General features: G+C 39.4%; 33 protein-coding genes and 1 pseudogene. All 34 read right to left on the bottom strand.

The window, feature by feature from the left end; all coding sequences use genetic code 11:
* Window positions 1-4 precede the first annotated feature (4 nt).
* Window positions 5-121 (bottom strand): 50S ribosomal protein L36, encoded by a 117-nt coding sequence (gene rpmJ, locus A5880_RS10075; protein WP_002288710.1) that lies wholly within the window; start codon window positions 119-121, stop codon window positions 5-7.
* Window positions 122-153: 32 nt separating this feature from the next.
* A complete protein-coding gene (infA, locus tag A5880_RS10070; protein ID WP_002356224.1) occupies window positions 154-372 on the bottom strand; it encodes a translation initiation factor IF-1 in 219 nt (72 codons plus the stop codon).
* 197 nt (window positions 373-569) lie between these two features.
* A pseudogene (locus A5880_RS10065) lies at window positions 570-1,219 on the bottom strand (adenylate kinase).
* 81 nt (window positions 1,220-1,300) lie between these two features.
* The gene (gene secY / locus A5880_RS10060) at window positions 1,301-2,599 is read right to left on the bottom strand and encodes a preprotein translocase subunit SecY (RefSeq protein WP_086330815.1); all 1,299 of its coding nucleotides are present in this window, start codon (window positions 2,597-2,599) and stop codon (window positions 1,301-1,303) included.
* Complete coding sequence (gene rplO / locus A5880_RS10055; protein ID WP_010761672.1) at window positions 2,599-3,042, bottom strand: 50S ribosomal protein L15; 444 nt, start codon at window positions 3,040-3,042, stop codon at window positions 2,599-2,601. The genes secY and rplO overlap by 1 nt, the downstream gene beginning before the upstream one ends.
* A gap of 37 nt (window positions 3,043-3,079) precedes the next feature.
* Window positions 3,080-3,259 carry a 50S ribosomal protein L30 gene (gene rpmD / locus A5880_RS10050; protein WP_010761673.1) on the bottom strand — a complete coding sequence of 60 codons (180 nt, stop codon included), beginning with the start codon at window positions 3,257-3,259 and terminating at the stop codon, window positions 3,080-3,082.
* A 13-nt stretch (window positions 3,260-3,272) separates the two neighbouring features.
* Entirely contained in the window at window positions 3,273-3,773 is a 501-nt protein-coding gene (rpsE, locus tag A5880_RS10045) for a 30S ribosomal protein S5 (protein WP_086330814.1), read from the bottom strand.
* 20 nt (window positions 3,774-3,793) lie between these two features.
* A complete protein-coding gene (gene rplR / locus A5880_RS10040; RefSeq protein ID WP_086330813.1) occupies window positions 3,794-4,150 on the bottom strand; it encodes a 50S ribosomal protein L18 in 357 nt (118 codons plus the stop codon).
* A gap of 165 nt (window positions 4,151-4,315) precedes the next feature.
* Window positions 4,316-4,852, bottom strand: a complete 537-nt coding sequence (gene rplF, locus A5880_RS10035; protein ID WP_086330812.1) for a 50S ribosomal protein L6 — start codon at window positions 4,850-4,852, stop codon at window positions 4,316-4,318.
* A gap of 31 nt (window positions 4,853-4,883) precedes the next feature.
* Window positions 4,884-5,282: a 30S ribosomal protein S8 gene (gene rpsH / locus A5880_RS10030; RefSeq protein ID WP_010770626.1), complete on the bottom strand. Its 399-nt coding sequence runs from the start codon at window positions 5,280-5,282 to the stop codon at window positions 4,884-4,886.
* A 35-nt stretch (window positions 5,283-5,317) separates the two neighbouring features.
* Window positions 5,318-5,503: a type Z 30S ribosomal protein S14 gene (locus tag A5880_RS10025; protein ID WP_002356214.1), complete on the bottom strand. Its 186-nt coding sequence runs from the start codon at window positions 5,501-5,503 to the stop codon at window positions 5,318-5,320.
* An 18-nt stretch (window positions 5,504-5,521) separates the two neighbouring features.
* Window positions 5,522-6,061 (bottom strand): 50S ribosomal protein L5, encoded by a 540-nt coding sequence (gene rplE, locus A5880_RS10020; protein WP_069635456.1) that lies wholly within the window; start codon window positions 6,059-6,061, stop codon window positions 5,522-5,524.
* Window positions 6,062-6,087: 26 nt separating this feature from the next.
* Window positions 6,088-6,396, bottom strand: a complete 309-nt coding sequence (gene rplX, locus A5880_RS10015) for a 50S ribosomal protein L24 (protein WP_086330811.1) — start codon at window positions 6,394-6,396, stop codon at window positions 6,088-6,090.
* 34 nt (window positions 6,397-6,430) lie between these two features.
* On the bottom strand, window positions 6,431-6,799 hold the full coding sequence (gene rplN / locus A5880_RS10010; RefSeq protein ID WP_010766218.1) for a 50S ribosomal protein L14: 369 nt from the start codon (window positions 6,797-6,799) through the stop codon (window positions 6,431-6,433).
* Window positions 6,800-6,857: 58 nt separating this feature from the next.
* Entirely contained in the window at window positions 6,858-7,124 is a 267-nt protein-coding gene (gene rpsQ / locus A5880_RS10005; RefSeq protein ID WP_010761681.1) for a 30S ribosomal protein S17, read from the bottom strand.
* A 23-nt stretch (window positions 7,125-7,147) separates the two neighbouring features.
* The gene (rpmC, locus tag A5880_RS10000) at window positions 7,148-7,336 is read right to left on the bottom strand and encodes a 50S ribosomal protein L29 (RefSeq protein ID WP_010766220.1); all 189 of its coding nucleotides are present in this window, start codon (window positions 7,334-7,336) and stop codon (window positions 7,148-7,150) included.
* Window positions 7,326-7,760 (bottom strand): 50S ribosomal protein L16, encoded by a 435-nt coding sequence (gene rplP / locus A5880_RS09995; protein ID WP_002356208.1) that lies wholly within the window; start codon window positions 7,758-7,760, stop codon window positions 7,326-7,328. The genes rpmC and rplP overlap by 11 nt, the downstream gene beginning before the upstream one ends.
* 2 nt (window positions 7,761-7,762) lie before the next feature.
* Window positions 7,763-8,419, bottom strand: a complete 657-nt coding sequence (rpsC, locus tag A5880_RS09990) for a 30S ribosomal protein S3 (RefSeq protein ID WP_086330810.1) — start codon at window positions 8,417-8,419, stop codon at window positions 7,763-7,765.
* A 111-nt stretch (window positions 8,420-8,530) separates the two neighbouring features.
* On the bottom strand, window positions 8,531-8,878 hold the full coding sequence (gene rplV / locus A5880_RS09985; protein WP_069635459.1) for a 50S ribosomal protein L22: 348 nt from the start codon (window positions 8,876-8,878) through the stop codon (window positions 8,531-8,533).
* Window positions 8,879-8,899: 21 nt separating this feature from the next.
* Window positions 8,900-9,178 (bottom strand): 30S ribosomal protein S19, encoded by a 279-nt coding sequence (gene rpsS / locus A5880_RS09980; RefSeq protein ID WP_069635460.1) that lies wholly within the window; start codon window positions 9,176-9,178, stop codon window positions 8,900-8,902.
* Between the two features lie 42 nt (window positions 9,179-9,220).
* Window positions 9,221-10,051: a 50S ribosomal protein L2 gene (rplB, locus tag A5880_RS09975; RefSeq protein ID WP_086330809.1), complete on the bottom strand. Its 831-nt coding sequence runs from the start codon at window positions 10,049-10,051 to the stop codon at window positions 9,221-9,223.
* 39 nt (window positions 10,052-10,090) lie between these two features.
* A complete protein-coding gene (locus tag A5880_RS09970; RefSeq protein ID WP_069662422.1) occupies window positions 10,091-10,384 on the bottom strand; it encodes a 50S ribosomal protein L23 in 294 nt (97 codons plus the stop codon).
* A complete protein-coding gene (gene rplD, locus A5880_RS09965) occupies window positions 10,384-11,007 on the bottom strand; it encodes a 50S ribosomal protein L4 (RefSeq protein WP_086330808.1) in 624 nt (207 codons plus the stop codon). Before rplD ends, A5880_RS09970 begins: the two co-directional genes overlap by 1 nt.
* Window positions 11,008-11,032: 25 nt before the next feature.
* Window positions 11,033-11,662, bottom strand: coding sequence for a 50S ribosomal protein L3 (rplC, locus tag A5880_RS09960; RefSeq protein ID WP_086330807.1), 630 nt, complete (start codon window positions 11,660-11,662; stop codon window positions 11,033-11,035).
* Window positions 11,663-11,683: 21 nt separating this feature from the next.
* Window positions 11,684-11,992, bottom strand: coding sequence for a 30S ribosomal protein S10 (gene rpsJ, locus A5880_RS09955; RefSeq protein WP_002389727.1), 309 nt, complete (start codon window positions 11,990-11,992; stop codon window positions 11,684-11,686).
* Between the two features lie 465 nt (window positions 11,993-12,457).
* Window positions 12,458-12,763: a PTS sugar transporter subunit IIB gene (locus A5880_RS09950; RefSeq protein WP_086330806.1), complete on the bottom strand. Its 306-nt coding sequence runs from the start codon at window positions 12,761-12,763 to the stop codon at window positions 12,458-12,460.
* Between the two features lie 35 nt (window positions 12,764-12,798).
* Window positions 12,799-14,397 (bottom strand): solute:sodium symporter family transporter, encoded by a 1,599-nt coding sequence (locus A5880_RS09945; RefSeq protein WP_086330805.1) that lies wholly within the window; start codon window positions 14,395-14,397, stop codon window positions 12,799-12,801.
* A gap of 24 nt (window positions 14,398-14,421) precedes the next feature.
* Window positions 14,422-15,315 carry a myo-inosose-2 dehydratase gene (iolE, locus tag A5880_RS09940; protein ID WP_086330804.1) on the bottom strand — a complete coding sequence of 298 codons (894 nt, stop codon included), beginning with the start codon at window positions 15,313-15,315 and terminating at the stop codon, window positions 14,422-14,424.
* Window positions 15,316-15,349: 34 nt separating this feature from the next.
* Window positions 15,350-16,378: an inositol 2-dehydrogenase gene (gene iolG, locus A5880_RS09935; protein WP_086330803.1), complete on the bottom strand. Its 1,029-nt coding sequence runs from the start codon at window positions 16,376-16,378 to the stop codon at window positions 15,350-15,352.
* Between the two features lie 110 nt (window positions 16,379-16,488).
* Window positions 16,489-17,493: a Gfo/Idh/MocA family protein gene (locus tag A5880_RS09930; protein ID WP_086330802.1), complete on the bottom strand. Its 1,005-nt coding sequence runs from the start codon at window positions 17,491-17,493 to the stop codon at window positions 16,489-16,491.
* Window positions 17,494-17,629: 136 nt separating this feature from the next.
* A complete protein-coding gene (gene iolD / locus A5880_RS09925; RefSeq protein WP_086330801.1) occupies window positions 17,630-19,543 on the bottom strand; it encodes a 3D-(3,5/4)-trihydroxycyclohexane-1,2-dione acylhydrolase (decyclizing) in 1,914 nt (637 codons plus the stop codon).
* Window positions 19,544-19,566: 23 nt separating this feature from the next.
* On the bottom strand, window positions 19,567-20,526 hold the full coding sequence (gene iolC / locus A5880_RS09920) for a 5-dehydro-2-deoxygluconokinase (protein ID WP_086330800.1): 960 nt from the start codon (window positions 20,524-20,526) through the stop codon (window positions 19,567-19,569).
* A gap of 14 nt (window positions 20,527-20,540) precedes the next feature.
* Window positions 20,541-21,359 (bottom strand): 5-deoxy-glucuronate isomerase, encoded by an 819-nt coding sequence (gene iolB, locus A5880_RS09915; RefSeq protein WP_086330799.1) that lies wholly within the window; start codon window positions 21,357-21,359, stop codon window positions 20,541-20,543.
* 20 nt (window positions 21,360-21,379) lie between these two features.
* Window positions 21,380-22,840 (bottom strand): methylmalonate-semialdehyde dehydrogenase, encoded by a 1,461-nt coding sequence (gene iolA, locus A5880_RS09910; protein WP_086330798.1) that lies wholly within the window; start codon window positions 22,838-22,840, stop codon window positions 21,380-21,382.
* Window positions 22,841-22,899 lie beyond the last annotated feature (59 nt).

Here is a 22,899-nt window from a genome sequence, read left to right as displayed (position 1 = left end):
CCTATTATCCTTGACGTTGTTTATGTTTTGGATTTGCTGGGCAAATGACCATAACACGTCCTTTACGGCGAATTACTTTACAATGTTCACACATTGGTTTTACTGATGGTCTTACTTTCATGATAATACCTCCCTGAATTTTACGGAGTACAATTATTTAAAGCGATAAGTGATTCGACCACGAGTTAAATCATATGGAGATAACTCTACAGTCACTTTATCCCCAGGTAAAATTCGAATATAGTGCATACGGATTTTACCGGAAACAGTTGCAAGAACTTGGTGTCCATTTTCTAGTTCAACTTTAAACATTGCATTCGGCAAAGTTTCGACGACTGTACCTTCGACTTCAATCATATCTTCTTTTGCCACGCACAGTACCTCCTTGTACTTGTTTCGCATTTTCACACGATAAAATGGCGGAAACTTCAGCTCCCACCTAGAATTTTCAATTAAACTTCTTCTTTAAAAAAGGTAGAAGTCGGACTGATATATTCTATCATAAATTATTCTATTTGGCAAGAGAATCTGAATCAAACAAAATGGTAGGCTGCGGGCAATTCAAACAACTATCTTTTTTCAATGATTTGTTTCACTTCAGAAAAAACAGTATCGATCTCGCGATTACCATCTATTGTATGCAACACGTTTTTAGCCTTGTAAAAGTCTAAAATCGGTGCACTGCTTTTGATGTTTACTGCCAGACGGTTTTTAACCGTTTCAGGCTTATCATCTTCTCTTTGATAAAATTCATGTCCGCCACAACGGTCACATGTTCCTTCCTCTTTTGGAGGATTGAAGATTTTGTGGTAAGTCGCTCCGCATGTCCGGCAGATAAACCGTCCTGCTAAACGATCAACCAAAACGTCTTCTTCAACATGGATGTCGATGACAGCATCAATTTTTTGTTTAATTCTGTTAACATTTTATCTAATGCTTCTGCTTGCTCCAACGTACGTGGAAAACCATCTAATAAAAAACCTTTATCAGTATCTGGTTCAGCCAAACGTTCTTTGACAATTCCATTTGTTACATCGTCTGGAACCAAAGCACCTTTATCGATATAAGATTTCGCTTCTAAGCCAAGAGCAGTCTCGTTTTTCATAGCAGCACGGAACATATCCCCTGTAGAAATATGTGGAATATCGTAAGTATCAACGATTTTTTCTGCTTGAGTCCCTTTGCCTGCACCAGGCAATCCCATTAAAATGAGGTTCATTTCTTTTCCTCCTAATTTTAAAGGCTGGCTTTGGATAGCTAAGGAAGAATGGTGCTGAGGATGATCCTCAACACAAAACTCCTACTTATTGATAAAGCCAACATATTGACGTTTCAACATTAAACCTTCTAATTGTTTAGCTGTTTCTAATGCAACACCAATAACAATCAGTAAGCTCGTTCCTCCTAGACCGATAGATTGCGGCAATTTCCAAATCATTTGAGCAATGATTGGTAATAATGCAACCAAACCTAGGAATATAGAACCGACAACACTTAGTCTCATTAACATTCCAGAAATATATTCTTCTGTCCCTTTACCTGGTCGTACGCTTGGAATATAGCTTCCTTGTTTTTGCAAGTTTTCCGATAATTTCTCAGGATTTACTTGAACAAACGCATAGAAGAATGTGAAAGCCACGATCAGCACAGTATAAATAATTGCACCTGGAACGGTATTGTAACTAAAAATTTGTGTCATTACATCATACCAACCTTCACCAGCATAATTCTTAGAGAAGGCTTGTAAAACAGCGTTCGGCGTTGCAATTAGCGAACTTGCAAAGATAACTGGGATAACACCTGCAGCATTTACTTTTAATGGTAAATAACTACTCGTTGGTGCACCGGAAACACGTTTTGTATATTGGATCGGAATTTTTCGTTCTGCTTGCTGGAAAAATGTTACTAATGTAACAACAGCTAAAATTGCAATAATCAAAATCACAATAAAAATCGCAGATTGCCAAATTCGTGAAGACTCAATATTGATAAAGTAATCGTCAACGATCTCTTTGATTCCTTCTGGTAAACGAGAAATAATCCCCGCGAAGATAATCATTGAAACACCATTTCCAATCCCTTTTTCAGTAATTTGTTCTCCTAACCAAGTAACGAACATTGTTCCACCCGTTAAAATCACAGCGATCATTACATAGGTATTGAAGTTTGGATTTTTCACAACCCCAACTGAACTTAAGCTTTGGAATCCTGCGGTAATCCCCATAGATTGAGCAATACCCAAGACAATCGTTAGATATCTTGTTGCTTGATTCAATTTCTTACGTCCAACTTCACCTTGCTTCGACCATTCTACAAATTTTGGAATGATATCCATTTGTAATAATTGAATGATGATCGATGCTGTAATGTAAGGCGAAACTCCCATCGAGAAGATAGAGAAATTTTGCATGGCACTACCACTGACCATATTCAACATATTTAAAAATGGCAAATTGCTTAAGTCTTGCAATCCTTTTGCATTTACGCCAGGTACAGTTATATGCGCACCTAAACGAAATATAAAAAGAATGAATACAGTAAACAAAATTTTTGATCTAATGTCTTTGACTTTAAAAGCATCTTTTAATAGTTTAAACATTAGATCACCTCGATTGATCCACCAGCTGCAACAATTGCTTCTTCTGCTGCTTTAGAGAACTTAGCTGCTTTCACTGTTAATTTTTTAGTCGTTAATTCACCATTAGCTAAAACTTTGATTCCAGCTTTTTCGTTTTTCACGATTCCAGCTTCGATAAGTCCTGCAGGTGTAACTTCAGTTCCATCTTCGAAACGATTTAAGACATCTAAGTTGATGACTGCATAATCTTTACGGTTGATATTTGTGAAGCCGCGTTTTGGTAAACGACGGAATAATGGAGTTTGACCCCCTTCAAATCCTAGTCTTACACCACCACCTGAACGAGCTTTTTGCCCTTTTTGTCCGCGGCCGGCAGTTTTACCATTACCAGATGAAGTACCACGTCCAACACGGTTACGTACTTGGCGTGAACCTTCAGCAGGTTTCAATTCATGAAGTTTCATTGGTTTGGCACCTCCTTAAACAATGTACTATTGTAAATTAAACTTCTTCAACGTCCACTAAATGTGACACAGTGTTGATCATACCTTTGATAGCTTCATTCGCAGGTTTCACAACAGAGCTGTTTAGTTTACCTAAACCTAGTGCTTTTACTGTATCTTTTTGGTTTTGAGGACGTCCGATAACGCTGCGTTTTAATGTTACTTTTAATTCAGCCATTCTTTTGTCCTCCTTATCCTAAGATTTCTTCTACAGTTTTACCGCGAAGTGCTGCCACTTCTTCGGCACGTTTTAATTGTTTTAACCCTTCAACTGTTGCGCGAACAACGTTGATTGGTGTGTTTGAACCTAATGATTTTGATGTAATATCTGCTACACCAGCTAATTCCAATACGGCACGAACTGGTCCACCAGCGGCTACCCCAGAACCTTCTACTGCAGGTTTCATAAGGATGCGGCCACCACCAAATACTCCGATCACTTCGTGAGGGATGGTAGAACCAACCATAGGCACTTCAACTAAGTTTTTCTTCGCGTCTTCGATTGCTTTACGGATTGCTTCTGGCACTTCTTGTGCTTTACCAGTCCCAAAGCCAACGTGACCGTTTTTATCTCCCACAACAACTAGTGCTGCAAAGCGTAGACGACGTCCACCTTTAACAACTTTAGTTACGCGGTTGATAGCAACAACGCGGTCTTCTAATTCCAAGTGTTTTGGATCAATATAAACCATGAATGGTGTTCCTCCTTCTCCTAAAATTCTAGTCCATTTTCACGCGCTGCTTCAGCTAAAGCTTGCACGCGGCCATGGTAAAGGTATCCACCACGGTCAAAGACTACTACTTTAATGCCTTTTTCAGCGGCACGTTCAGCAATTAATTTACCAACAGCTGCGGCTGTTTCTGTTTTATTTCCACCTGAAATTTCTTTATCTAAGGCAGAGGCACTTGCTAGCGTTACACCCGCTACGTCATCAATGATTTGCGCGTAGATGTTTTTGTTAGAACGGAATACGTTCAAGCGTGGGCACTCAGCAGTACCAGAGATTTTGTTACGTACACGACGATGTCTCTTTTGACGTGTTTTGTTTTTATCTGGTTTTGTAATCACAATTGTCACCTCTTTAATTTTATTGGACTACCATTTCAGGCAATCAACGAGTTGCGGAAAATAGAAGCTGTGACACAAGCAAAATCTCTTTTAATGAAGACAAGCTTCATTAAAACAGCTTTTTCTTGTTGCTCACTTCTAAGCGATTTTCCTACACATCTCTTATTATTTACCAGTTTTACCTTCTTTACGGCGTACGAATTCACCAACATAGCGGATTCCTTTGCCTTTATAAGGTTCTGGAGGACGAACGCCACGGATGTTTGCTGCTAATTCACCAACGTGTTCTTTGTTAGCGCCTTTAACAATTACTTGTGTGTTCGAAGGTACTTCTACAGTTACACCAGCTGGTGGTGTGATTTCTACTGGATGAGAGTACCCAACGTTAAGAACTAATTTAGTCCCTTGCATTTGAGCACGGTACCCAACCCCGATAAGTTCAAGTCCTTTTTCAAAACCTGTACTTACACCAACGACCATGTTGTTGAAGTTGGCACGAGTTGTTCCGTGAATTGTTTTCATGTCTTTGCTATCGTTTGGACGAGTGAAAGTCACTTCAGTTCCTTCGATATTCATTGTGATATCAGAAGAAAATTCACGAGTTAATTCACCTTTAGGTCCTTTTACAGTAATGTTGTTTCCTTCTTGTTTGACTTCAACGCCAGCAGGAAGTACAACGATTTTATTACCAATACGGCTCACTTAGAGACACCTCCTTGTGTGTTTTTTTAAATTACCATACGTAGGCGATTACTTCGCCGCCGATATTTTTTGCTCTTGCTTCTTTATCAGTGATAACACCTTCAGAAGTTGAGATGATTGCGATTCCTAGACCGTTTAATACTTTAGGTACTTCATCAGATTTGACATAAGCACGTAAGCCTGGTTTAGAAATACGTTTTAAGTTAGTGATAACACGCTCTTCGTTTTTACCATATTTAAGGAAAACACGGATCACGCCTTGTTTGTCATCTTCGATATATTCTACATCACGTACGAAACCTTCACGTTTCAAGATTTCTGCGATATCACGTTTGATTTTTGAAGCAGGTACTTCTAAGCTTTCATGTTTAACCATGTTTGCATTACGAATGCGCGTTAGAAAATCTGCAATTGGATCTGTCATGACCATTGAACTATTTACCTCCTTTATGCGAGTTTACTTGTTTACCAGCTAGCTTTCTTCACGCCGGGAATTTGACCTTTATAGGCAAGTTCGCGGAAGCAAATACGGCAAAGATGAAATTTACGATAAACTGAATGTGGACGTCCGCAACGTTCACAACGAGTATACGCTTGTGTTGAATGTTTTGCAGGGCGTTTGTTTTTAGCAATCATTGATTTTTTAGCCACGTAGTTCGCCTCCTTTTATTATTTTTGGAATGGCATACCTAATTGTGCAAGCAATTCACGAGATTCTTCATCTGTGTTTGCTGTTGTTACAATAACGATGTCCATACCGCGTACTTTATCTACTAAATCATAATCAACTTCTGGGAAGATTAATTGTTCTTTAATACCTAAAGTGTAGTTACCACGTCCGTCAAAGGCTTTTTTGCTAACACCGTGGAAGTCACGTACACGAGGTAAAGATACTGATACTAATTTATCTAAAAATTCGTACATTCTTTCTCCGCGCAAAGTAACTTTCGCACCGATTGGCATTCCTTCACGAAGACGGAAACCAGCGATTGATTTCTTAGCTTTAGTAATCAATGGTTTTTGACCAGTGATCAAGGCTAATTCTTCAACTGCTTTATCTAAGTTTTTTGCGTTTGATACAGCGTCACCCACACCCATGTTAATAACGATTTTATCAACTTTAGGTGTTTGCATAACTGAACTATAATTAAATTTTTCCACTAATGCTGGAGTAATTTCTTTAATATATTTTTCTTTCAGGCGGTTCATTTAGTAAGCCCCTCCTTCCTATTAATCTATTTATCTAAGACTTCACCGGTTTTTTTAGAAACACGGACTTTTTTACCATCGACTTCTTTGTAGCCAACACGACCTGCTACACCTGTACCGTCAACCACCATTACATTAGAAACATGAATTGGCGCTTCGACTTCCAAGATTCCACCTTGCGGCGCTGCTTGGTTTGGTTTTTGGTGTTTTTTCATGATGTTGACACCTTCAACGATGACTTTGTCTTTTTTAGGAAACGCTGCTAATACAACGCCTTCTTTATTTTTGTCTTTACCAGTGATAACTTTTACTTTATCGCCTTTTTTAACAAACATTACTGTTTCGCACCTCCTTTGATACGCGTCCTGATTATAATACTTCTGGTGCTAGAGAAACGATCTTCATGAAGTTGTTTTCACGTAATTCACGTGCAACAGGACCGAAGATACGAGTTCCACGCGGGCTCTTATCATCACGGATAATCACCGCAGCATTTTCATCAAATTTAATGTAAGAACCGTCAGTACGACGAGCTCCTGATTTTGTACGAACGATAACGGCTTTTACTACTTCACCTTTTTTAACAACTCCACCTGGCGTTGCTTGTTTGACCGTAGCAACAATCACGTCACCAATATTAGCAGTTTTACGTCCAGAACCACCTAGTACTTTAATCGTTAAGATTTCACGAGCACCTGAGTTGTCTGCAACTTTTAATCGGCTTTCTTGTTGGATCACGATGTGTATCCCCCTTTCAGATTTTATGTTTCAATCTATATAGGAAAATCTCGTTTTATTAGATAATAACTGCTTCTTCGACTACCTCTAGTAAACGGAAACGTTTTGTAGCTGATAATGGACGAGTTTCCATGATTCTTACGATGTCTCCAACTTTTGCTGTGTTGTTTTCATCATGAGCTTTGTATTTCTTAGAATATTTCATACGTTTACCATAAATAGGATGGTTTTTCTTTGTTTCTACGACAACAGTGATAGTTTTATCCATTTTGTCTGAAACAACACGACCTTGGTAAACTTTGCGTTGATTTCTTTCTTCAGTCATACGCGTTTGGCCTCCTTCCACTATTAGTTAGCTTGTTCACGCAATACTGTTTTGATGCGTGCAATCGATTGACGTACTTCTTTAATACGTGCAGTGTTTTCTAATTGACCTGTTGCTAGTTGGAATCTAAGATTAAATAATTCTTCTTTGAATTGCTTTTCTTTTTCAAGCATTTCGGCAGTGGTTAATTCTCTGATTTCTTTAACCTTCATTCGATTCACCACCCATTTCCTCACGTTTTACAATTTTGGTTTTCACCGGCAATTTGTGGGATGCAAGACGAAGAGCTTCACGAGCTACTTCTTCAGGTACGCCTGCGATTTCAAACATGATTTTACCACGTTTAACTGGTGAAACCCAGCCTTCAGGTGCCCCTTTACCTTTACCCATACGAACACCGATAGCTTTGCTTGTATAAGATTTGTGAGGGAAAATTTTAATCCATACTTTCCCGCCACGTTTCATATAACGAGTCATAGCAATACGGGCAGCTTCGATTTGACGGTTAGTAATCCAGTGAGATTCAGTTGCTTGTAAACCCCATTCACCAAATGCTACTTCTTTTCCGCCTTTGGCTTCACCACGCATTTTACCTCTAAATTCACGACGGTGTTTTACACGTTTAGGTACTAACATGATTATTTCCCTCCTTTCTCAGTGTTTTTTTTCGTTGGAAGAATTTCTCCACGGTAAATCCACACTTTAACTCCTAATTTTCCGTAAGTTGTGTCTGCTTCTTCCCATGCGTAATCAATATCAGCACGCAAAGTGTGAAGTGGAACTGTACCTTCAGAGTAACCTTCTGAACGAGCGATATCAGCACCGTTTAAACGACCTGATACTTGTGTTTTGATTCCTTTAGCGCCTGAACGCATAGTGCGTTGGATCGCTTGTTTTTGAGCACGACGGAAAGCAACACGGTTTTCTAATTGACGTGCAATTCCTTCGCCTACTAATTTTGCATCTAAATCTGGTTTTTTGATTTCAACGATGTTGATGTGAACTCGTTTGCCAGTTAGTGAATTTAATGATTTTCTCAGGTTTTCGACTTCAGATCCGCCTTTACCGATAACCATACCTGGTTTAGCTGTGTGGATTGAAATATTCACACGGTTTGCAGCGCGCTCAATCTCAATTGTAGACACAGCGGCATCAGCAAGTTTTGTCGCGATGAATTTACGGATTCTTAAATCTTCGTGCAAGAACTCAGCATACTCTTTTTCAGCATACCATTTTGCATCCCAGTCGCGGATGATGCCTACACGCATTCCTATTGGATGTACTTTTTGACCCACTGATTGTCCCTCCTCTTAATCTTTAAAGGTTCGGTATCTACTCACTCTAAGTGCTAAAGCACCAAGAATCGTAGTCCTCCTCTTATCTAGTGACATCTGTTTAAGAACAGATTATTTTTCTGATACTACTACTGTAAGATGACTTGTACGTTTGTTGATTGGTGATGCTGAACCTTTTGCACGTGGACGGAAACGTTTCATTGTTGGTCCTTCGTTGACAAATGCTTCAGATACTACTAAGTTTTCAACGTCTAAGTCAAAGTTATTTTCTGCGTTAGCAACTGCTGACATTAAAACTTTCTCAATGATTCCAGCTGATTTGTTCGGTGTGAATTTCAAGATTGAAATTGCATCCGCAACGCTTTTACCTCTGATAAGATCGATTACTAAACGGGCTTTACGAGGTGAAGTGCGAACTGTTTTTGCAGTTGCCTTAGCTGATGTAATTTGTTCTGACATTTGCATTTCCTCCCCTCAAAATTAACGTCTAGTTTTCTTATCGTCGGCTCCGTGGCCACGATAAGTTCTAGTTGGTGCAAATTCACCTAATTTATGTCCTACCATGTCTTCTTGAATGTATACAGGAACGTGTTTACGTCCATCATATACTGCAATTGTAAACCCAACGAATTGTGGGAAAATTGTAGAACGGCGAGACCAAGTTTTAATTACTTTTTTCTTTTCGGCACCTTCTTGAGCTTCTACTTTTTTCATTAGATGCTCATCGACGAAAGGTCCTTTTTTCAAACTACGACCCATGGTGAACCTCCTCTCAAAATGTACGACACATGGTCAAAAAAATTATTTAGTACGACGACGAACGATAAGTTTGTCAGATTTAGCTTTTTTGTTACGAGTTTTCAAGCCGATAGCTGGTTGACCCCAAGGTGATACTGGAGCTTTACGTCCAATCGGTTGTTTACCTTCACCACCACCGTGTGGGTGATCGTTCGGGTTCATTACGCTACCACGTACAGTTGGGCGTTTACGCATCCAACGAGAACGTCCAGCTTTACCGATGTTGATTAATTCGTGTTGTTCGTTACCAACAGCACCGACAGTTGCACGGCAAGTTGCCAAGATCATACGAACTTCGCCTGAGTTCAAACGGATTAATACGTATTTGCCTTCTTTACCAAGTACTTGAGCACTTGTTCCAGCTGAACGAATCAATTGACCGCCTTTACCAGGTTTCATTTCAATGTTGTGAACAACAGTACCTACTGGAATATTTTCCAATGGTAATGCGTTCCCTACTTTAATATCTGCTTCTGGACCTGAAACAAGGCGCATGCCTACTTCTAATCCTTTTGGTGCTAAGATGTATGCTTTAACTCCATCTTCGTAATGTACTAACGCAATGTTAGCTGAACGATTTGGATCATACTCGATCGTTTTAACAACCGCTACAACGTTGTCTTTGTTACGTTTGAAGTCGATCAAACGGTATTGACGTTTGTGACCGCCACCTTGATGACGAACAGTGATACGACCGTTGTTGTTACGACCAGCATGGTTTTTTAATGGCGCCAATAACGATTTTTCTGGTGTTGATGTCGTGATTTCTGCGAAATCAGACGCTGTCATATTACGACGGCCATTTGTGGTAGGTTTGTACTTTTTAATCGCCACGTCTTTTTCCCTCCCATTTATTGATTAAACATGGTCTGCTTATTCAGCAGCATCGAAAATTTGGATTTCTTTTGAATCATTTGTTAATGTCACAACAGCTTTGCGACGTTTTTTAGTATATCCTGCATATTTACCCATGCGTTTGAATTTAGGACGCACGTTGATGATGTTTACGTTTTTAACTTTAACACCGTCAAAAGCTGCTTCTACAGCTTGTTTTACTAATGTTTTGTTTGCGCGAGTGTCCACTTCGAAAGTGTATTTCTTTTCGTCCATAGCAAGCATGGATTTTTCAGTGATCACTGGGCGTTTAATTACGTCTAGTAAGTTCATTATGCAAGCACCTCCTCAATTTGAGTAAGAGCAGTTTGTGTTGCCAATACTTTAGTATTAGAAACGATATCTAGAACACTTACGTTATCAGAAGTTACTACAGAAACGTTAGGTAGATTACGTGCAGACAACGCTGCAAAATCATTTCCTGCTTCTAAAACAACTAATACTTTCGCATCAATAGATAAGTTTGTAAGAACTTGTTTGAATTCTTTTGTTTTTGGTGCATCGAAGCTTAACGCATCAACGGCTACCAAGTTGTTTTCAGCAACTTTATCTGACAATACAGATTTCATTGCTAAACGACGAACTTTTTTAGGAAGTTTGTAGCTGTAAGAACGTGGTGTTGGTCCGAAAACTACGCCACCTCCACGCCATTGTGGTGAACGGATTGAACCTTGACGGGCACGTCCAGTTCCTTTTTGACGCCATGGTTTACGGCCACCGCCACGAACTTCTCCGCGGTGTTTAACTGAGTGTGTTCCTTGTCTTAATGAAGCACGTTGCATGATGATTGCATCGTAGACAACTGTTTCATTTGGTTCGATTCCGAAAATTTCTTCGTTTAATGTGATTTCACCATTTTGAGTTCCATCTTGTTTAAATAATGCTACATTCGGCATTCCTTAGTTCCTCCTTTCCCTACGCTTATTTAGCTTTCACAGCTGATTTGATTGTGATTAATGATTTTTTCGCTCCAGGAATGTTACCTTTGATCATGATTACATTTCTTTCAGCGTCCACTTTAACAATTTCAAGGTTTTGAATTGTTACGCGGTTGCCACCCATACGGCCAGCAAGTTTTTTATTTTTAAATACACGGTTAGGTGCAACTGGACCCATTGACCCAGGACGACGGTGGTAACGAGATCCGTGACTCATTGGTCCACGGCTTTGTCCGTGACGTTTGATAACGCCTTGGAATCCTTTACCTTTCGTAGTTCCTGTAACATCAATAATGTCTCCTGCTTGGAAAACATCTACCTTAATTTCTTTACCTACTTCGTATTCTCCTAGCTCAACATTCTTGAATTCCTTAATGAAGCGCTTAGGAGCCGTGTTTGCTTTTGCAACATGACCTTTCGCAGGTTTGTTCGATAAAACTTCACGTTTGTCTTGGTAACCAACTTGGATAGCTTCGTATCCGTCAGTTTCAACAGTTTTTACTTGTAAAACTACGTTTGGAGTAGCTTCAACTACTGTTACTGGAATTAATTCACCAGACTCAGTAAAGATTTGTGTCATTCCCACTTTTTTCCCTAAGATTCCTTTGGTCATGAGTACACCTCCATCTTAATTTTATAGTTTGATTTCAATATTTACACCAGACGGTAAGTCAAGCTTCATTAAAGCATCAACTGTTTTTGGTGTTGGGTTCACAATGTCGATTAGACGTTTGTGCGTACGCATTTCGAATTGTTCGCGAGAATCTTTGTATTTATGAGTCGCACGAATAACTGTGTAAAGTGAGCGTTCTGTTGGTAATGGAATCGGACCTGATACGTCAGCTCCAGTTCTTTTTGCTGTTTCCACAATTTTATCCGCTGATTGATCTAAAATACGGTGTTCATACGCTTTTAAACGGATACGAATCTTTTGTTTTGCCATCTTGTTCCCTCCTTCGCCTATTTTGAAAGTAGACATAGCTCCACGAAAATTTTTCCGTCACGCTCGTTCGTGGCAAAGCGTCCGGGCGTGTCGCAACCTCTCGTTTCTTAGCCGGTAGATCAAAAGCTTGATTTACCAATGCTTTTTACACTTCTGTAAATAGCACCTTTGTAATTATATTATAGAAACATAGTAATAGCAAGGTTTTTTTATAAAAAAGACACTTTTTTACTGCAAGCATTTTTTTCGGAAAATATCCTCTGACGACCTATTCGTTTGCCAAGGAACTTCAATCATCTATTTTATTGAAGACTTTTAATCGTTTAGACGATTCAATTAATAAAATAATCATACAAAAAAAGGATCAAGATATAACTCTAAACGTTATATCTTGACCCCCTAAAAACCGAATAAAGGGTAGGAGCAGAAGCAACCCCTTCGCTCTTCCCACCCTTTCAAACTCTTTTACAAGTCGCTAATGATTCGTTCAACATTCATATATTGAAAATCTTCTGGTTTTATAAATACGATTTTAGAGGTACATTTTTCCTGATCGATGATTTTTTGGATCTTGTCCTGATATCTTGCAACTTGAGGCGTTAGAAGTAATACATCATAATTTTTGAAATTAAGTTTCTCTTGAATGCGGCTTACTGGTGCATAATCAATTGAATACTCCAATTGTTTGTCCCTAAGTGCTTCAAGAATTTTCGAGACAAGTAACGATGCACTGATTCCAGCCTCACAGACAATCAATATATTTTTTTCCACATGAGCCCCTCCCAAATGATTTTAATTCCCCTGCATTACAATTTTGCCAAACCTATAGGAGAAAAAGCGATATAAGTTAAAATGACGATCACAACCAAGACTACAGAAACAACCTTTGTATAACGCCATGGTTTAATATCTACTTTTGTATCGAATGATTCCAAGACAAAGTTGCCGTCTGGTTTCCACTTGGAGATCACCAGCATAATCAACACGTCTAAGAAAAACAACAAGCTTAATACATATAAAAAGTGGATATCTTTTAAGAATACTTTTGACAACGCATACAAAACAATATGAATAACAATTGTTGATTTCGCAGCAGTCGCTGTCGCTTTTTTAGAATAAAAGGCAAATAAGATAATCACTAACAGCGGCATATTGTACAATCCATTAAATTCTTGAACGAATTGATACAGACCAGCCGGAGCAAATGAAATAAACGGAGCTACCACAACGGATATTACGCCTACTATTATAGTAACAATTTTTCCCGCGCGGGCAATTTGTCGATCGTCCGCCTGTTTATTAATCACAGGTTTGTAGAAATCTAGCGAAAACAATGTTGCAGTAGCATTCAAAGCTCCTGCAAAAGAAGAGAGAATCGCACCGAAAATCACAGCAGCAAAAACACCAAACAGTGCTTGCGGCAGAACTTCTGTCACTAAATAGGGATAGGCATTATCTGGATTGTTCATCAATGCTTCTCCAAAAATATTTCGAGCCACAATCCCTGGAAAGACTAAGAACAAGGCACCGAATACCTTGAAAAGCCCAACAATAAATGCTCCTTTTTGAGCCTCCGCTAGGTTTTTGCCTGACAAAGCTTTTTGTACAATCATTTGATTTGTACACCAGAAATACAAATTATTAAACAGCATACCTGTGATTAAGGTTGGCCATGGCACGATTGCAGAATCGATCGCTCCAACTGAATTCAACAACCATGGCGTTTGATCAACAATATAGTCAATACCGCTAATAAAGTTGCCATCACCTAATTTCATCACACCTAAAATCGGAATCATTAGTCCACAAACTAACAATCCCACACCATAAACGGTATCACTATTGGCACTTAGCGAGAGCCCGCCAATCAACAAATAAAGAATACCGATCAAACCGATGATGAAAGCAACTAGAATAATGGCAACGATCGGTCGAACACCCAAGAGTTCATCGATATGAAAAATTTTATTAAACACTAGCGAACCTGAATATAAAACAACTGGTAAAAAGGAAATCATGTATGTCACAATGAATAAAATCGAAATAACCCGTTTTGTCACTGTATCATAACGGATTTCAATAAAATCCGAAACAGTATTAATACCATACTTAAAATATTTGGGTAAAAAGATTACTGCCAAAGCAACGATCGCAATCGCCGCCGTCACTTCCCAAGCCATCACTTCCATTCCTGCATGATAACTTTGACCATTTTGCCCAACGATTTGTTCTGTAGATAAATTAGTCATAATGATAGAACCTGCAATTGGCAAGGCTGTTAGACTTCTCCCACCCATAAAAAACCCTTCTGAGCCTGAAGTATCTACGCCTCTAGCGCGACGATAAGCAAACAGCCATACACACGCTACAATCACGACAAAACTAATGAGAGAAAATAGATTCATACGATTCCGCTCCTTCTTCGACTTTTAGCTATTTGTGATTTCACGAATATATTTTCTTGCCTTCACTGCGTATTCAAAAGGATTCGCCTTGGCTGGGTCTTGCTCTGCTTCAACAACGATCCATCCTTCGTAATCACTATTTTCGATTGCTTCCCAAATTGGTATGAAATCAATCATCCCATCTCCAGGAACAGTAAATACGCCAAGCTTAACTGCATTCAAAAAGCTTTGTTCCGTTTCTTTCACTTGTTTAGCTATATCTTTTCGAATATCTTTGAAATGGATATGTTTGATACGGTCTTGATACTTCTGATAAATAGCAATTGGTTCTTCACCAGAAAAAACTAAGTGTCCAGTATCAAACAACAAAGAAACTTTCTTTGGATCAGTCAGTGCCATCAATCGGTCGATTTCTTCTGTCGTTTGTACACCAGTCCCCATATGATGATGGTAAACAATCGTCATATCTTTCGCATTCGCCAACTCACCTAAGCGTTCTAGACCAGAAGCCAAGGCTTGCCACTCTTCTTCTGTAAATACAGGTTTTTCTTTAAAAATCGGTGTACTCATCTGCCCTTGTATACTATGTCCTTGCTCTGAGACAACAATTACTTTAGCTCCCATGAAATATAAAAAATTCATATGCTCGATAAACGCTTTTTCTGTTTCTTCATAGGGTTTTGTTGTTAAAAATGCGCTAAACCAAGCACTCGCCACTGATAATCCACGAATATCAAGATATGACCTTAACACATCCGGGTCTTTAGGATACTTATTACCAATCTCAGTGCCGACAAAACCAGCTAATGCCATTTCACTAACACATTGCTCAAAGGTATTTTCTTTGCCTAGTTCTGGCATATCATCATTTGTCCAGGCAATCGGTGCAATCCCTAAACGGATTTTTAAATCATTCATTTTATTTTTTTCTCCCCTTTCTAAGGAATATTGCTTATTCATCTTCAAGTGTAACCAGCTCATTCGTTTCAAATGATTTTTTACATGCTAATGCCACTTTTGTCGACTGCAACCCATCATACGCTGAGACTTCGGGCTGACGTTTTTCTTTGATACAGTCAATAAATTCTTTTGCTTCGCTGACAAAAGCTTCACGAAATCTTTCTGGAAAGTCTTGCGAGCAAGCTCTTACAACGCCTTGTTCATTCATCACCGTTACTAAATTCTTCTCTGGTACAGCCGCAACTCGCAACATCCCTTTAGTTCCAATCAATTCTGTCTCCACGTGATAACCATGATGACAATTTCTACCCGCGATCAGAATAGCCATTGCCTGATTTTCTAACTGCATCATAGCAGCGCCAGTTTCTAACTCTCCGACTTCATCTAACTCAGGATAGGCAGCATTTTTCCCAATTGCCCAGACTCTACGGACTTCTTTTTTCATAAACCAACGAACTAAATCAATATCGTGAATTGACATATCCATAAATAACCCTCCGCTGTCACTGGCTCCAGCAAATTTCACAAAACTTTCCATGCCAGAGCTAGGGTCAATACTGTAACAACGCATCAGTGTCAGCTCACCTAATTCTCCGTTATCTACTAATTGTTTGGCATATTGATATGAGTCATCATAACGACGCATAAACCCTAACATGAATACTTGATCCGGATAGCTTTGAATCACACTTTGGGTTTCTTTTATCTCATCTATCCCCAATCCAATCGGTTTTTCACTAAAAACATGTTTCCCATTTTCCATCGCCAATTTAATTTGCTCACAATGAAAGCCTGAAGGAGAAACGATAAAAACAGCATCGATTGATGGGCTTTCCACCATTTTTTCATATTCGTTGTAGGTTTCTTTCACACCTAACTCTGCTACAGCGTAAGCTAATTCTTCTTGAACAAAGCTACAGGCCGCAACTAATTCGCACCCTTGAACATTTTCAGCTAAATTTTTCGCATGGACTTTTCCTAAGCGTCCTAATCCGACAATTCCTACCTTGATTTTCTCCATTTTTCTGCCTCCTAAATTTTGAAAGCGCAGCGGACTTCCTAGCCTCTATGTCTCTATTGGAAAAGAGGCTAGGCCGCAAAGCTAGATAATCATTTAGTTAATGCCTTATCTTATTTGTATAGTGTCGGGCAATCCGGCAATTGGATCAACGCTCGTTCTCCTGTATCTCTAGCCTGCCCACAAGCATCCATCGTAACCGCAGCAACATATCCATCCCAAGCGGTCGGACCAGTTAAATTACCTGATTGTATCGAACGAACCCATAGTTCAAATTCATAATCATACGCTTCAATAAAACGAGTCTGCCAATCTGGTGCGATCTTGGTATAGTCTTTCCCTTTTGATTTCACATGGGTATACGCTGGGTCTTCTAACCCGATTTCACCTGTTTCACAAACAACATCACACTTGATATCATAGCCAAACTGACAATTGACAAAAATTTCTAAATCAATATGAATACCAGAAGTGGTTTCTAAAATCAGCATTTGTGGATCATGTAATTTTTCATGGGTGAAACTCGTTTGTTTTGGCATAATCATTTGAGCAGAAACATAATCTTCCTGAAGCAACCAGCGTAGTGCATCGATTTCATGGATTCCTGTGTTGATGATCGCCATTGGTGTATGGTAATTTTCATCTGCAGTCGGATTTCTATGTGCACAATGCAACATCAACGGTTCGCCAAATTTTTTCGTTTCAATCGCTTCTTTCAATTCGATATAACCGCGGTCATACCTTCTCATAAAACCAACCTGAACTAATTTTTTTCCAGCAGCAATCTCAGCATCAACGATCCGTTTACACCCTGCACTGTCTGTGGCTAACGGTTTTTCGCAGAAAACATATTTTTTGTGTTTAATTGCTTCTAATACGTATTTTTCATGCGTTGGATCCCAAGATGTCACAACAACAATATCTACACTGGAAGAAGCAATTAATTCTTCACCTGTCTCAAAAAAGACGGCATTGATTTGATTCGCTAATTTCTGAGCTTGCTCCACATTGATATCTGAAACTGCTGTAACATAAGCACCTTGTACTTTTTCGTTGATTCTTCTAATATGTTCGATTCCAATTGCACCTGTTCCAATGACGCCAACTTTTAAATCCATTACTTTGCCTCCATTTTCTTTTTTTACAAACCTGACAGACACCTGCTTTAGATCTGATCAACATCACGTATGCGCTTTCACAACATCTTAGTTATCAGCTAGCTAACCAACTTCTGATAAAAGCGCGCTTATTAGGTTAATATTTTTTGGCGTTTCCTAACATTTTTTGACTACGATCATATGCCGCTTGAATTGCTGGCGTCGTCGAAACTTCAGCAACGCCTACGTGCCACCAGCTATCATACCCATCTGACATTGTTTTTGGTAAGACCTTTATTTCAATCAATGTAGATTTTTCTTGTTTTTTAGCATCTTCCAACGCTACCCTAAGTTCTTCTTTCGTCTTAACCCGATACACTTTAGCGCCATATCCTTCTCCGACTTTCGCATAATCAATAGTCATAATTTGATTGTTATAGTCTCTGAATTCGCAGTTATAACTACCACTTCCATTATCCATCTGTAGATTATTGATACACCCAAAGCCAGAATTATCAAAGAGCAAAATATTGATTTTTTGATTGTATTGTAGCGCTGTAACCAGCTCTGAATGCAACATGAGAAAACTGCCGTCTCCTACCATGGCATAGACTTCTTGCGACGGGTTAGCTAGTTTCACGCCTAAAGCGCCAGCAATTTCATACCCCATACAAGAATAGCCATATTCTAGGTGATACGTATTTGGTACGGTCGAATGCCACAAACGTTGCATGTCGCCAGGTAGTGATCCCGCCGACGCAATTGCTATGCTATCTTCAGCAACATTGTCATTAATAGTTAGAAACGCACTAGTTTGGGTAAACTCCGTCTTTAGAGCATCCGCGTATTCATTAAGTACTTCTTGCGTGAATTGATCGTTGATTTCTGGTGAAAAATCGGTTCTTGAAAAGGTCGTTTCGCCCAAGCGTTTTCTTTCAGTCGACCACTCCGCTTTTAGTTGCTGGATACTTTCCCCAAACGCAGTTCGATACTCTGTCAACTGCGGTATCAGCATTTCTAAGGTCTCTTTTGCGTCACCTATAAGCTGGAAAGCATCAAATTTATACGCCTGCATTCGATTAACATTGATATTTAAAAATTTCGTTTGTTCGTAATTAAATGCTGTCTTGGAAGATGTCGTGAAATCTGTGTAGCGTGTGCCAATCCCGATAATCAAATCAGCTTGTTGAATCGCCTTATTGGCCGCCAACGTCCCAAGTACCCCAGTACCTCCCAGATTATTTTTGAAATCTGCTTCTACTGTAGATTTTCCAGCATGCGTTTCTACCAGGGGAATATCACATTGTGAAGATAAATCAATCAAAGCTTTGCGTGCCTGTGAATATTTAGCACCTCCACCAACGATGATTACTGGTCTCTTGCTTGCTTTAATTCTTTCCACGGCTCCCTTTAATTCGCGTTTTGTAGGTATTTGCCGATTTATATAATGTACTCTTTTTTGGAAAAACGCTTCATCATACTCGTATGCCTCAGCTTCTGTATCTTGAGAAATACAAATCGTTGCAGGTCCACTAGTTGCCGGATTTGTCATAACTTCAAACGCTCGTAACAAGCTACTCATCAGCTGTTCAGGCCGTTGAACTCGATCCCAATATTTGGAAACAGCTTTAAAAGCATCATTCGTTGTTATCGCCGCACTCGTTTCATGTTCCAATTGTTGCAAAACCGGATCCGGCTGTCTTGTAGCAAATGTATCTGCTGGCAATACCAACACTGGAATATTATTTGCAAAAGCTGTCGCTACTGCCGTAATCATATTAGCTGATCCCGGTCCTGCCGAAGCGGTCACTGCAAAAATTTTCTGCCGTAATTTTTGCCGACTGTACGCCACAGCAGCGTGGGTCATTCCTTGTTCATTTTTGCCTTGTATCACTTTCAAATGTCCTGGGTTTTCTTCAAGCGCCTGACCGATTCCTAAGACATTTCCATGACCAAACACATTAAATACACCTTCGACAAAAGGAATTTCTTCCCCGTCGATATGAATATATTGCTGATTCAAAAACTTGATTAGTGCTTGAGCCGTGGTTAATCGGATTTTTTTCACCATACATTTCCCACCTTACTTTTTTATCAAGATTGTTCTAAAATCAATTGCTCTATTTCCTGTGCTGTCGGCATCGCTTCTGAGGAACTATGCTTACTAACGACAATTGCCGCTGATGCACTCCCATATTTTAATGCTGTTTCAATATCTTTCCCTGTACTTAGCGCATATAAAAATGCCGCTGCATACGAATCCCCTGCACCAAATGTTTTCAGAACTTGAGTCTTATACGAACCAGCTTGGTAGCTCTCTCCATTTTTGGTATACGCATACGAACCTTTTACGCCATGTTTGATTACAATCAGCTCTGGCCGATGTTGAAAGAGGTACTCAGTTGTGGTTTGGTTTGTTCCGCCTTTTTTACCTTCCATTTCGTCATATTCATCTCTAGTCCCAATCACAATATCAGCATTTTCAGCGACAATTGAATAATAGACCGCTACCTCTTCTGGCGAATGCCACGTATATGGTCGATAATCCAGTTCAAATGCTACTTTTATTTGATTTTTTTTTGCATAGGAGATCGCTTTTAATACGGCTTCTCTCGAAGGACTTTGCGAAAGCGCTGTTCCAGAAACTAACAGCAGATCTGTTTGATTGATATACTCTTCATTGATCTCCTCTGGTGTCAAATACAAATCCGCTACTTGATCCCGATACATCAAAATACTACACTCTTCTGGGCTTTTAATCTCCGTAAACGCCAACCCTGTTTTATGTCCTTTTTGATCGACAAACATCTGGCTCGTATCAATACCGGCCTCCCCCATAAATTTTTTGATAAAACGGCCATGCTGATCATCTGAAACTTTACCGATAAACCCAACTTTTACACCTAATTTAGCACTACCAATCGCTATATTCGCTGGAGAACCACCTACATATTTTTTAAACGTCATCGTTTCTTCCATTGGTCGATTATACTCAACGGCATTCAGGTCAATACATGCCCGGCCAAGGGCGATCATACCAAATTTCTTTGTCATCCTCGTCACTCCTTCTATTCTCTAGTTAAGATCCATTCGTGATCAGGATCGTTATGAAATTGCCATTTTCTAATTGGTCCTGCCATCACATTTAAGTAATAAGAGTCATAGCCATCCGGTACGCCTACCGGATGGTACCCTTCAGGCACAACCACTACATCACCATTTTCAACCGTCATCGTTTCATCAAGCAGTCGATCATCGGTATAGACTCGTTGAAAAACAAAGCCTTGTCTAGGATTCATCTCATGGTAATAGGTTTCTTCTAGTTTAGATTCCAACGGCAGGTTATCCTGATCATGTTTATGGGGCGGATAACTGGACCAATTACCGCCATCAGTAAACACCTCAACCACCAACAAGCAATCTGCAAACGGAGAGTTATCAGGTAAAATATTATGAACTAAACGCTTATTTTGATACTGCCCACGATGTTCAACGGTATTCTCTGCTGCCTTAATCAACCTAGTTTGATTTTTTTTCTGGGACGGCGCGTAACAAAGTACCACAGTTGCTTTTGAATCTCCCATTATCTTAAATTCCTGCTCTATTGAAATATAGACACTGTCTGTTGGTATTTTTTCAAAGACATTGTCGCGAGTACCGATTGCCTCAAAGGTTTGGTCTCCATCTGTCACTGTTATTTTTCCAGTCAATGCAACAATACACACTTCTTGCATGCCTAAATATTCTTGAAAAACACTTCCAGCAGACATTTCGATTACTTTTAGCTCAATATACTGCAACGCTGTATTTTTTTTATGGATATGTTGAAGTAGTGTAATCCCCGGATCCAGCTCTCTTGGGATTGGCTTATAGTTTAAACGTGCCATATTTGTTCCTTCTTTCTAGTTTAAATATTTGCCTTTGGATAACGGGCTGTGACGACTTTTTTACGAGTGTAGAAATCTACACTGTCTTTGCCATTTGCATGAAGTGTACCGTAGAAAGAAGATTTCCAACCAGAAAACGGGAAAAATGCCATCGGTGCCGGCACACCTAAATTGATCCCCAACATGCCTGCATCAATATTTTCTCTAAAATAGCGAATGGCGGATGCATTGTTGGTAAACAGACATGCACCGTTAGCAAATTCAGACTGATTGGCTGTAGTAATCGCTTCTTTTAAATCTTTCACCCGAATAATTGATAAAACCGGCGCAAAAATTTCATCTCGCCAAATCGTCATATCTGTTGTTACCCCATCAAAAATAGTCGGCCCTACAAAATAACCATCTTCTGGAATATTTTCTCTTCCATCTATAATCAGTTGCGCCCCTTCTTCGATTCCTTTTTCAATATAGGAAACTGTTCTTTTTTGGTTTTCATCACGAATAACTGGTCCCAAAAAGACACCATCATCCAATCCATTCCCTATTTTAATTCCACCAGCTTTTTCTTTTAGTTTATGAATGAATTTATCTGCTACCTCTTCTTCAACTGTTACAACGGCACACGCCATACACCGTTCGCCAGCTGAACCGAATGCAGCTGACACAATATTTGTCACCGCATCATCTAAATCTGCGTCTTTTAAAACAATCGAGTGGTTTTTTGCTCCAGTTAAAGCCTGAACCCGTTTTAAGTATTTACTTCCTTGAGTGTAGACATATTCTCCAACAGGTTTTGAACCAACAAAGGAAATCGCTTTCACTTCTGGATGCTCTAAAATCCCATTCACAATATCATGTGCACCATAAACAACATTAAACACTCCTGCTGGCAACCCAGCTTCTGTAAATAACTCAACCAATCGTTCAGTCAATAACGGTGTTCTTTCTGAAGGTTTTAAAATAAAACTATTGCCACATGAGATCGCCATCGGAAACATCCAACAAGGAACCATCATCGGAAAATTGAATGGTGAAATCCCTGCAACCACCCCAATCGGGTAACGGTAATTGGTCGCTTCTACGTCTGTAGCAATGGAAGATAACGAATCGCCCATCATCAGTGTTGGTGTTCCTGCTGCAAATTCTACGTTTTCTATACCTCGCTGAACCTCGCCTAACGCTTCATTTAGATTCTTACCGTTTTCCAAAGTAATCAAACGAGCTAATTCTTCCTTATGCTTAATCAATAGCTGTTGGTAGCGAAACAGAATTCTTGCACGTCTTGGCACAGCCATTTCCTTCCATTGTTCAAATGCTTCTTTAGCAATTTTCACAGCTTCTTCTAAATCTTCTTTTGTAGAAATCGGTACTTCACATAGAACTTCTTTTGTAGCCGGATTGTAAACGGTCTCATATGTTTCTGTCAGACTAGTTACCCACTTCCCGCCAATGTAATTTTTTAGCTTTCTGATCTCTATCATCTATACATCCTCCTTAGTTTCCATTAAAAATCAACACGGTGATGATATCTTGATAACGT

It is taken from the genome of Enterococcus sp. 4G2_DIV0659, assembly GCF_002140715.2.
Lineage (GTDB): Bacteria > Bacillota > Bacilli > Lactobacillales > Enterococcaceae > Enterococcus_L > Enterococcus_L mansonii.
This window is presented reverse-complemented; position numbering and strand designations above follow the sequence as displayed.

Bases quoted from the DNA above. Each gene is read 5' to 3' on its own strand.
- rpmJ (WP_002288710.1), bottom strand. From the start codon at position 121: ATGAAAGTAAGACCATCAGTAAAACCAATGTGTGAACATTGTAAAGTA.
- secY (WP_086330815.1), bottom strand. From the start codon at position 2,599: ATGTTTAAACTATTAAAAGATGCTTTTAAAGTCAAAGACATTAGATCA.
- rplO (WP_010761672.1), bottom strand. From the start codon at position 3,042: ATGAAACTTCATGAATTGAAACCTGCTGAAGGTTCACGCCAAGTACGT.
- rpmD (WP_010761673.1), bottom strand. From the start codon at position 3,259: ATGGCTGAATTAAAAGTAACATTAAAACGCAGCGTTATCGGACGTCCT.
- rpsE (WP_086330814.1), bottom strand. From the start codon at position 3,773: ATGGTTTATATTGATCCAAAACACTTGGAATTAGAAGACCGCGTTGTT.
- rpsH (WP_010770626.1), bottom strand. From the start codon at position 5,282: ATGGTCATGACAGATCCAATTGCAGATTTTCTAACGCGCATTCGTAAT.
- rplE (WP_069635456.1), bottom strand. From the start codon at position 6,061: ATGAACCGCCTGAAAGAAAAATATATTAAAGAAATTACTCCAGCATTA.
- rplX (WP_086330811.1), bottom strand. From the start codon at position 6,396: ATGTTTGTTAAAAAAGGCGATAAAGTAAAAGTTATCACTGGTAAAGAC.
- rpsQ (WP_010761681.1), bottom strand. From the start codon at position 7,124: ATGACTGAAGAAAGAAATCAACGCAAAGTTTACCAAGGTCGTGTTGTT.
- rpmC (WP_010766220.1), bottom strand. From the start codon at position 7,336: ATGAAGGTTAAAGAAATCAGAGAATTAACCACTGCCGAAATGCTTGAA.
- rplP (WP_002356208.1), bottom strand. From the start codon at position 7,760: ATGTTAGTACCTAAACGTGTAAAACACCGTCGTGAATTTAGAGGTAAA.
- rplV (WP_069635459.1), bottom strand. From the start codon at position 8,878: ATGTCAGAACAAATTACATCAGCTAAGGCAACTGCAAAAACAGTTCGC.
- rpsS (WP_069635460.1), bottom strand. From the start codon at position 9,178: ATGGGTCGTAGTTTGAAAAAAGGACCTTTCGTCGATGAGCATCTAATG.
- A5880_RS09970 (WP_069662422.1), bottom strand. From the start codon at position 10,384: ATGAACTTACTAGACGTAATTAAACGCCCAGTGATCACTGAAAAATCC.
- rplD (WP_086330808.1), bottom strand. From the start codon at position 11,007: ATGCCGAATGTAGCATTATTTAAACAAGATGGAACTCAAAATGGTGAA.
- rplC (WP_086330807.1), bottom strand. From the start codon at position 11,662: ATGACCAAAGGAATCTTAGGGAAAAAAGTGGGAATGACACAAATCTTT.
- rpsJ (WP_002389727.1), bottom strand. From the start codon at position 11,992: ATGGCAAAACAAAAGATTCGTATCCGTTTAAAAGCGTATGAACACCGT.
- A5880_RS09945 (WP_086330805.1), bottom strand. From the start codon at position 14,397: ATGAATCTATTTTCTCTCATTAGTTTTGTCGTGATTGTAGCGTGTGTA.
- iolE (WP_086330804.1), bottom strand. From the start codon at position 15,315: ATGAATGATTTAAAAATCCGTTTAGGGATTGCACCGATTGCCTGGACA.
- iolG (WP_086330803.1), bottom strand. From the start codon at position 16,378: ATGGAGAAAATCAAGGTAGGAATTGTCGGATTAGGACGCTTAGGAAAA.
- A5880_RS09930 (WP_086330802.1), bottom strand. From the start codon at position 17,493: ATGGATTTAAAAGTTGGCGTCATTGGAACAGGTGCAATTGGAATCGAA.
- iolD (WP_086330801.1), bottom strand. From the start codon at position 19,543: ATGGTGAAAAAAATCCGATTAACCACGGCTCAAGCACTAATCAAGTTT.
- iolC (WP_086330800.1), bottom strand. From the start codon at position 20,526: ATGACAAAGAAATTTGGTATGATCGCCCTTGGCCGGGCATGTATTGAC.
- iolB (WP_086330799.1), bottom strand. From the start codon at position 21,359: ATGGCACGTTTAAACTATAAGCCAATCCCAAGAGAGCTGGATCCGGGG.
- iolA (WP_086330798.1), bottom strand. From the start codon at position 22,840: ATGATAGAGATCAGAAAGCTAAAAAATTACATTGGCGGGAAGTGGGTA.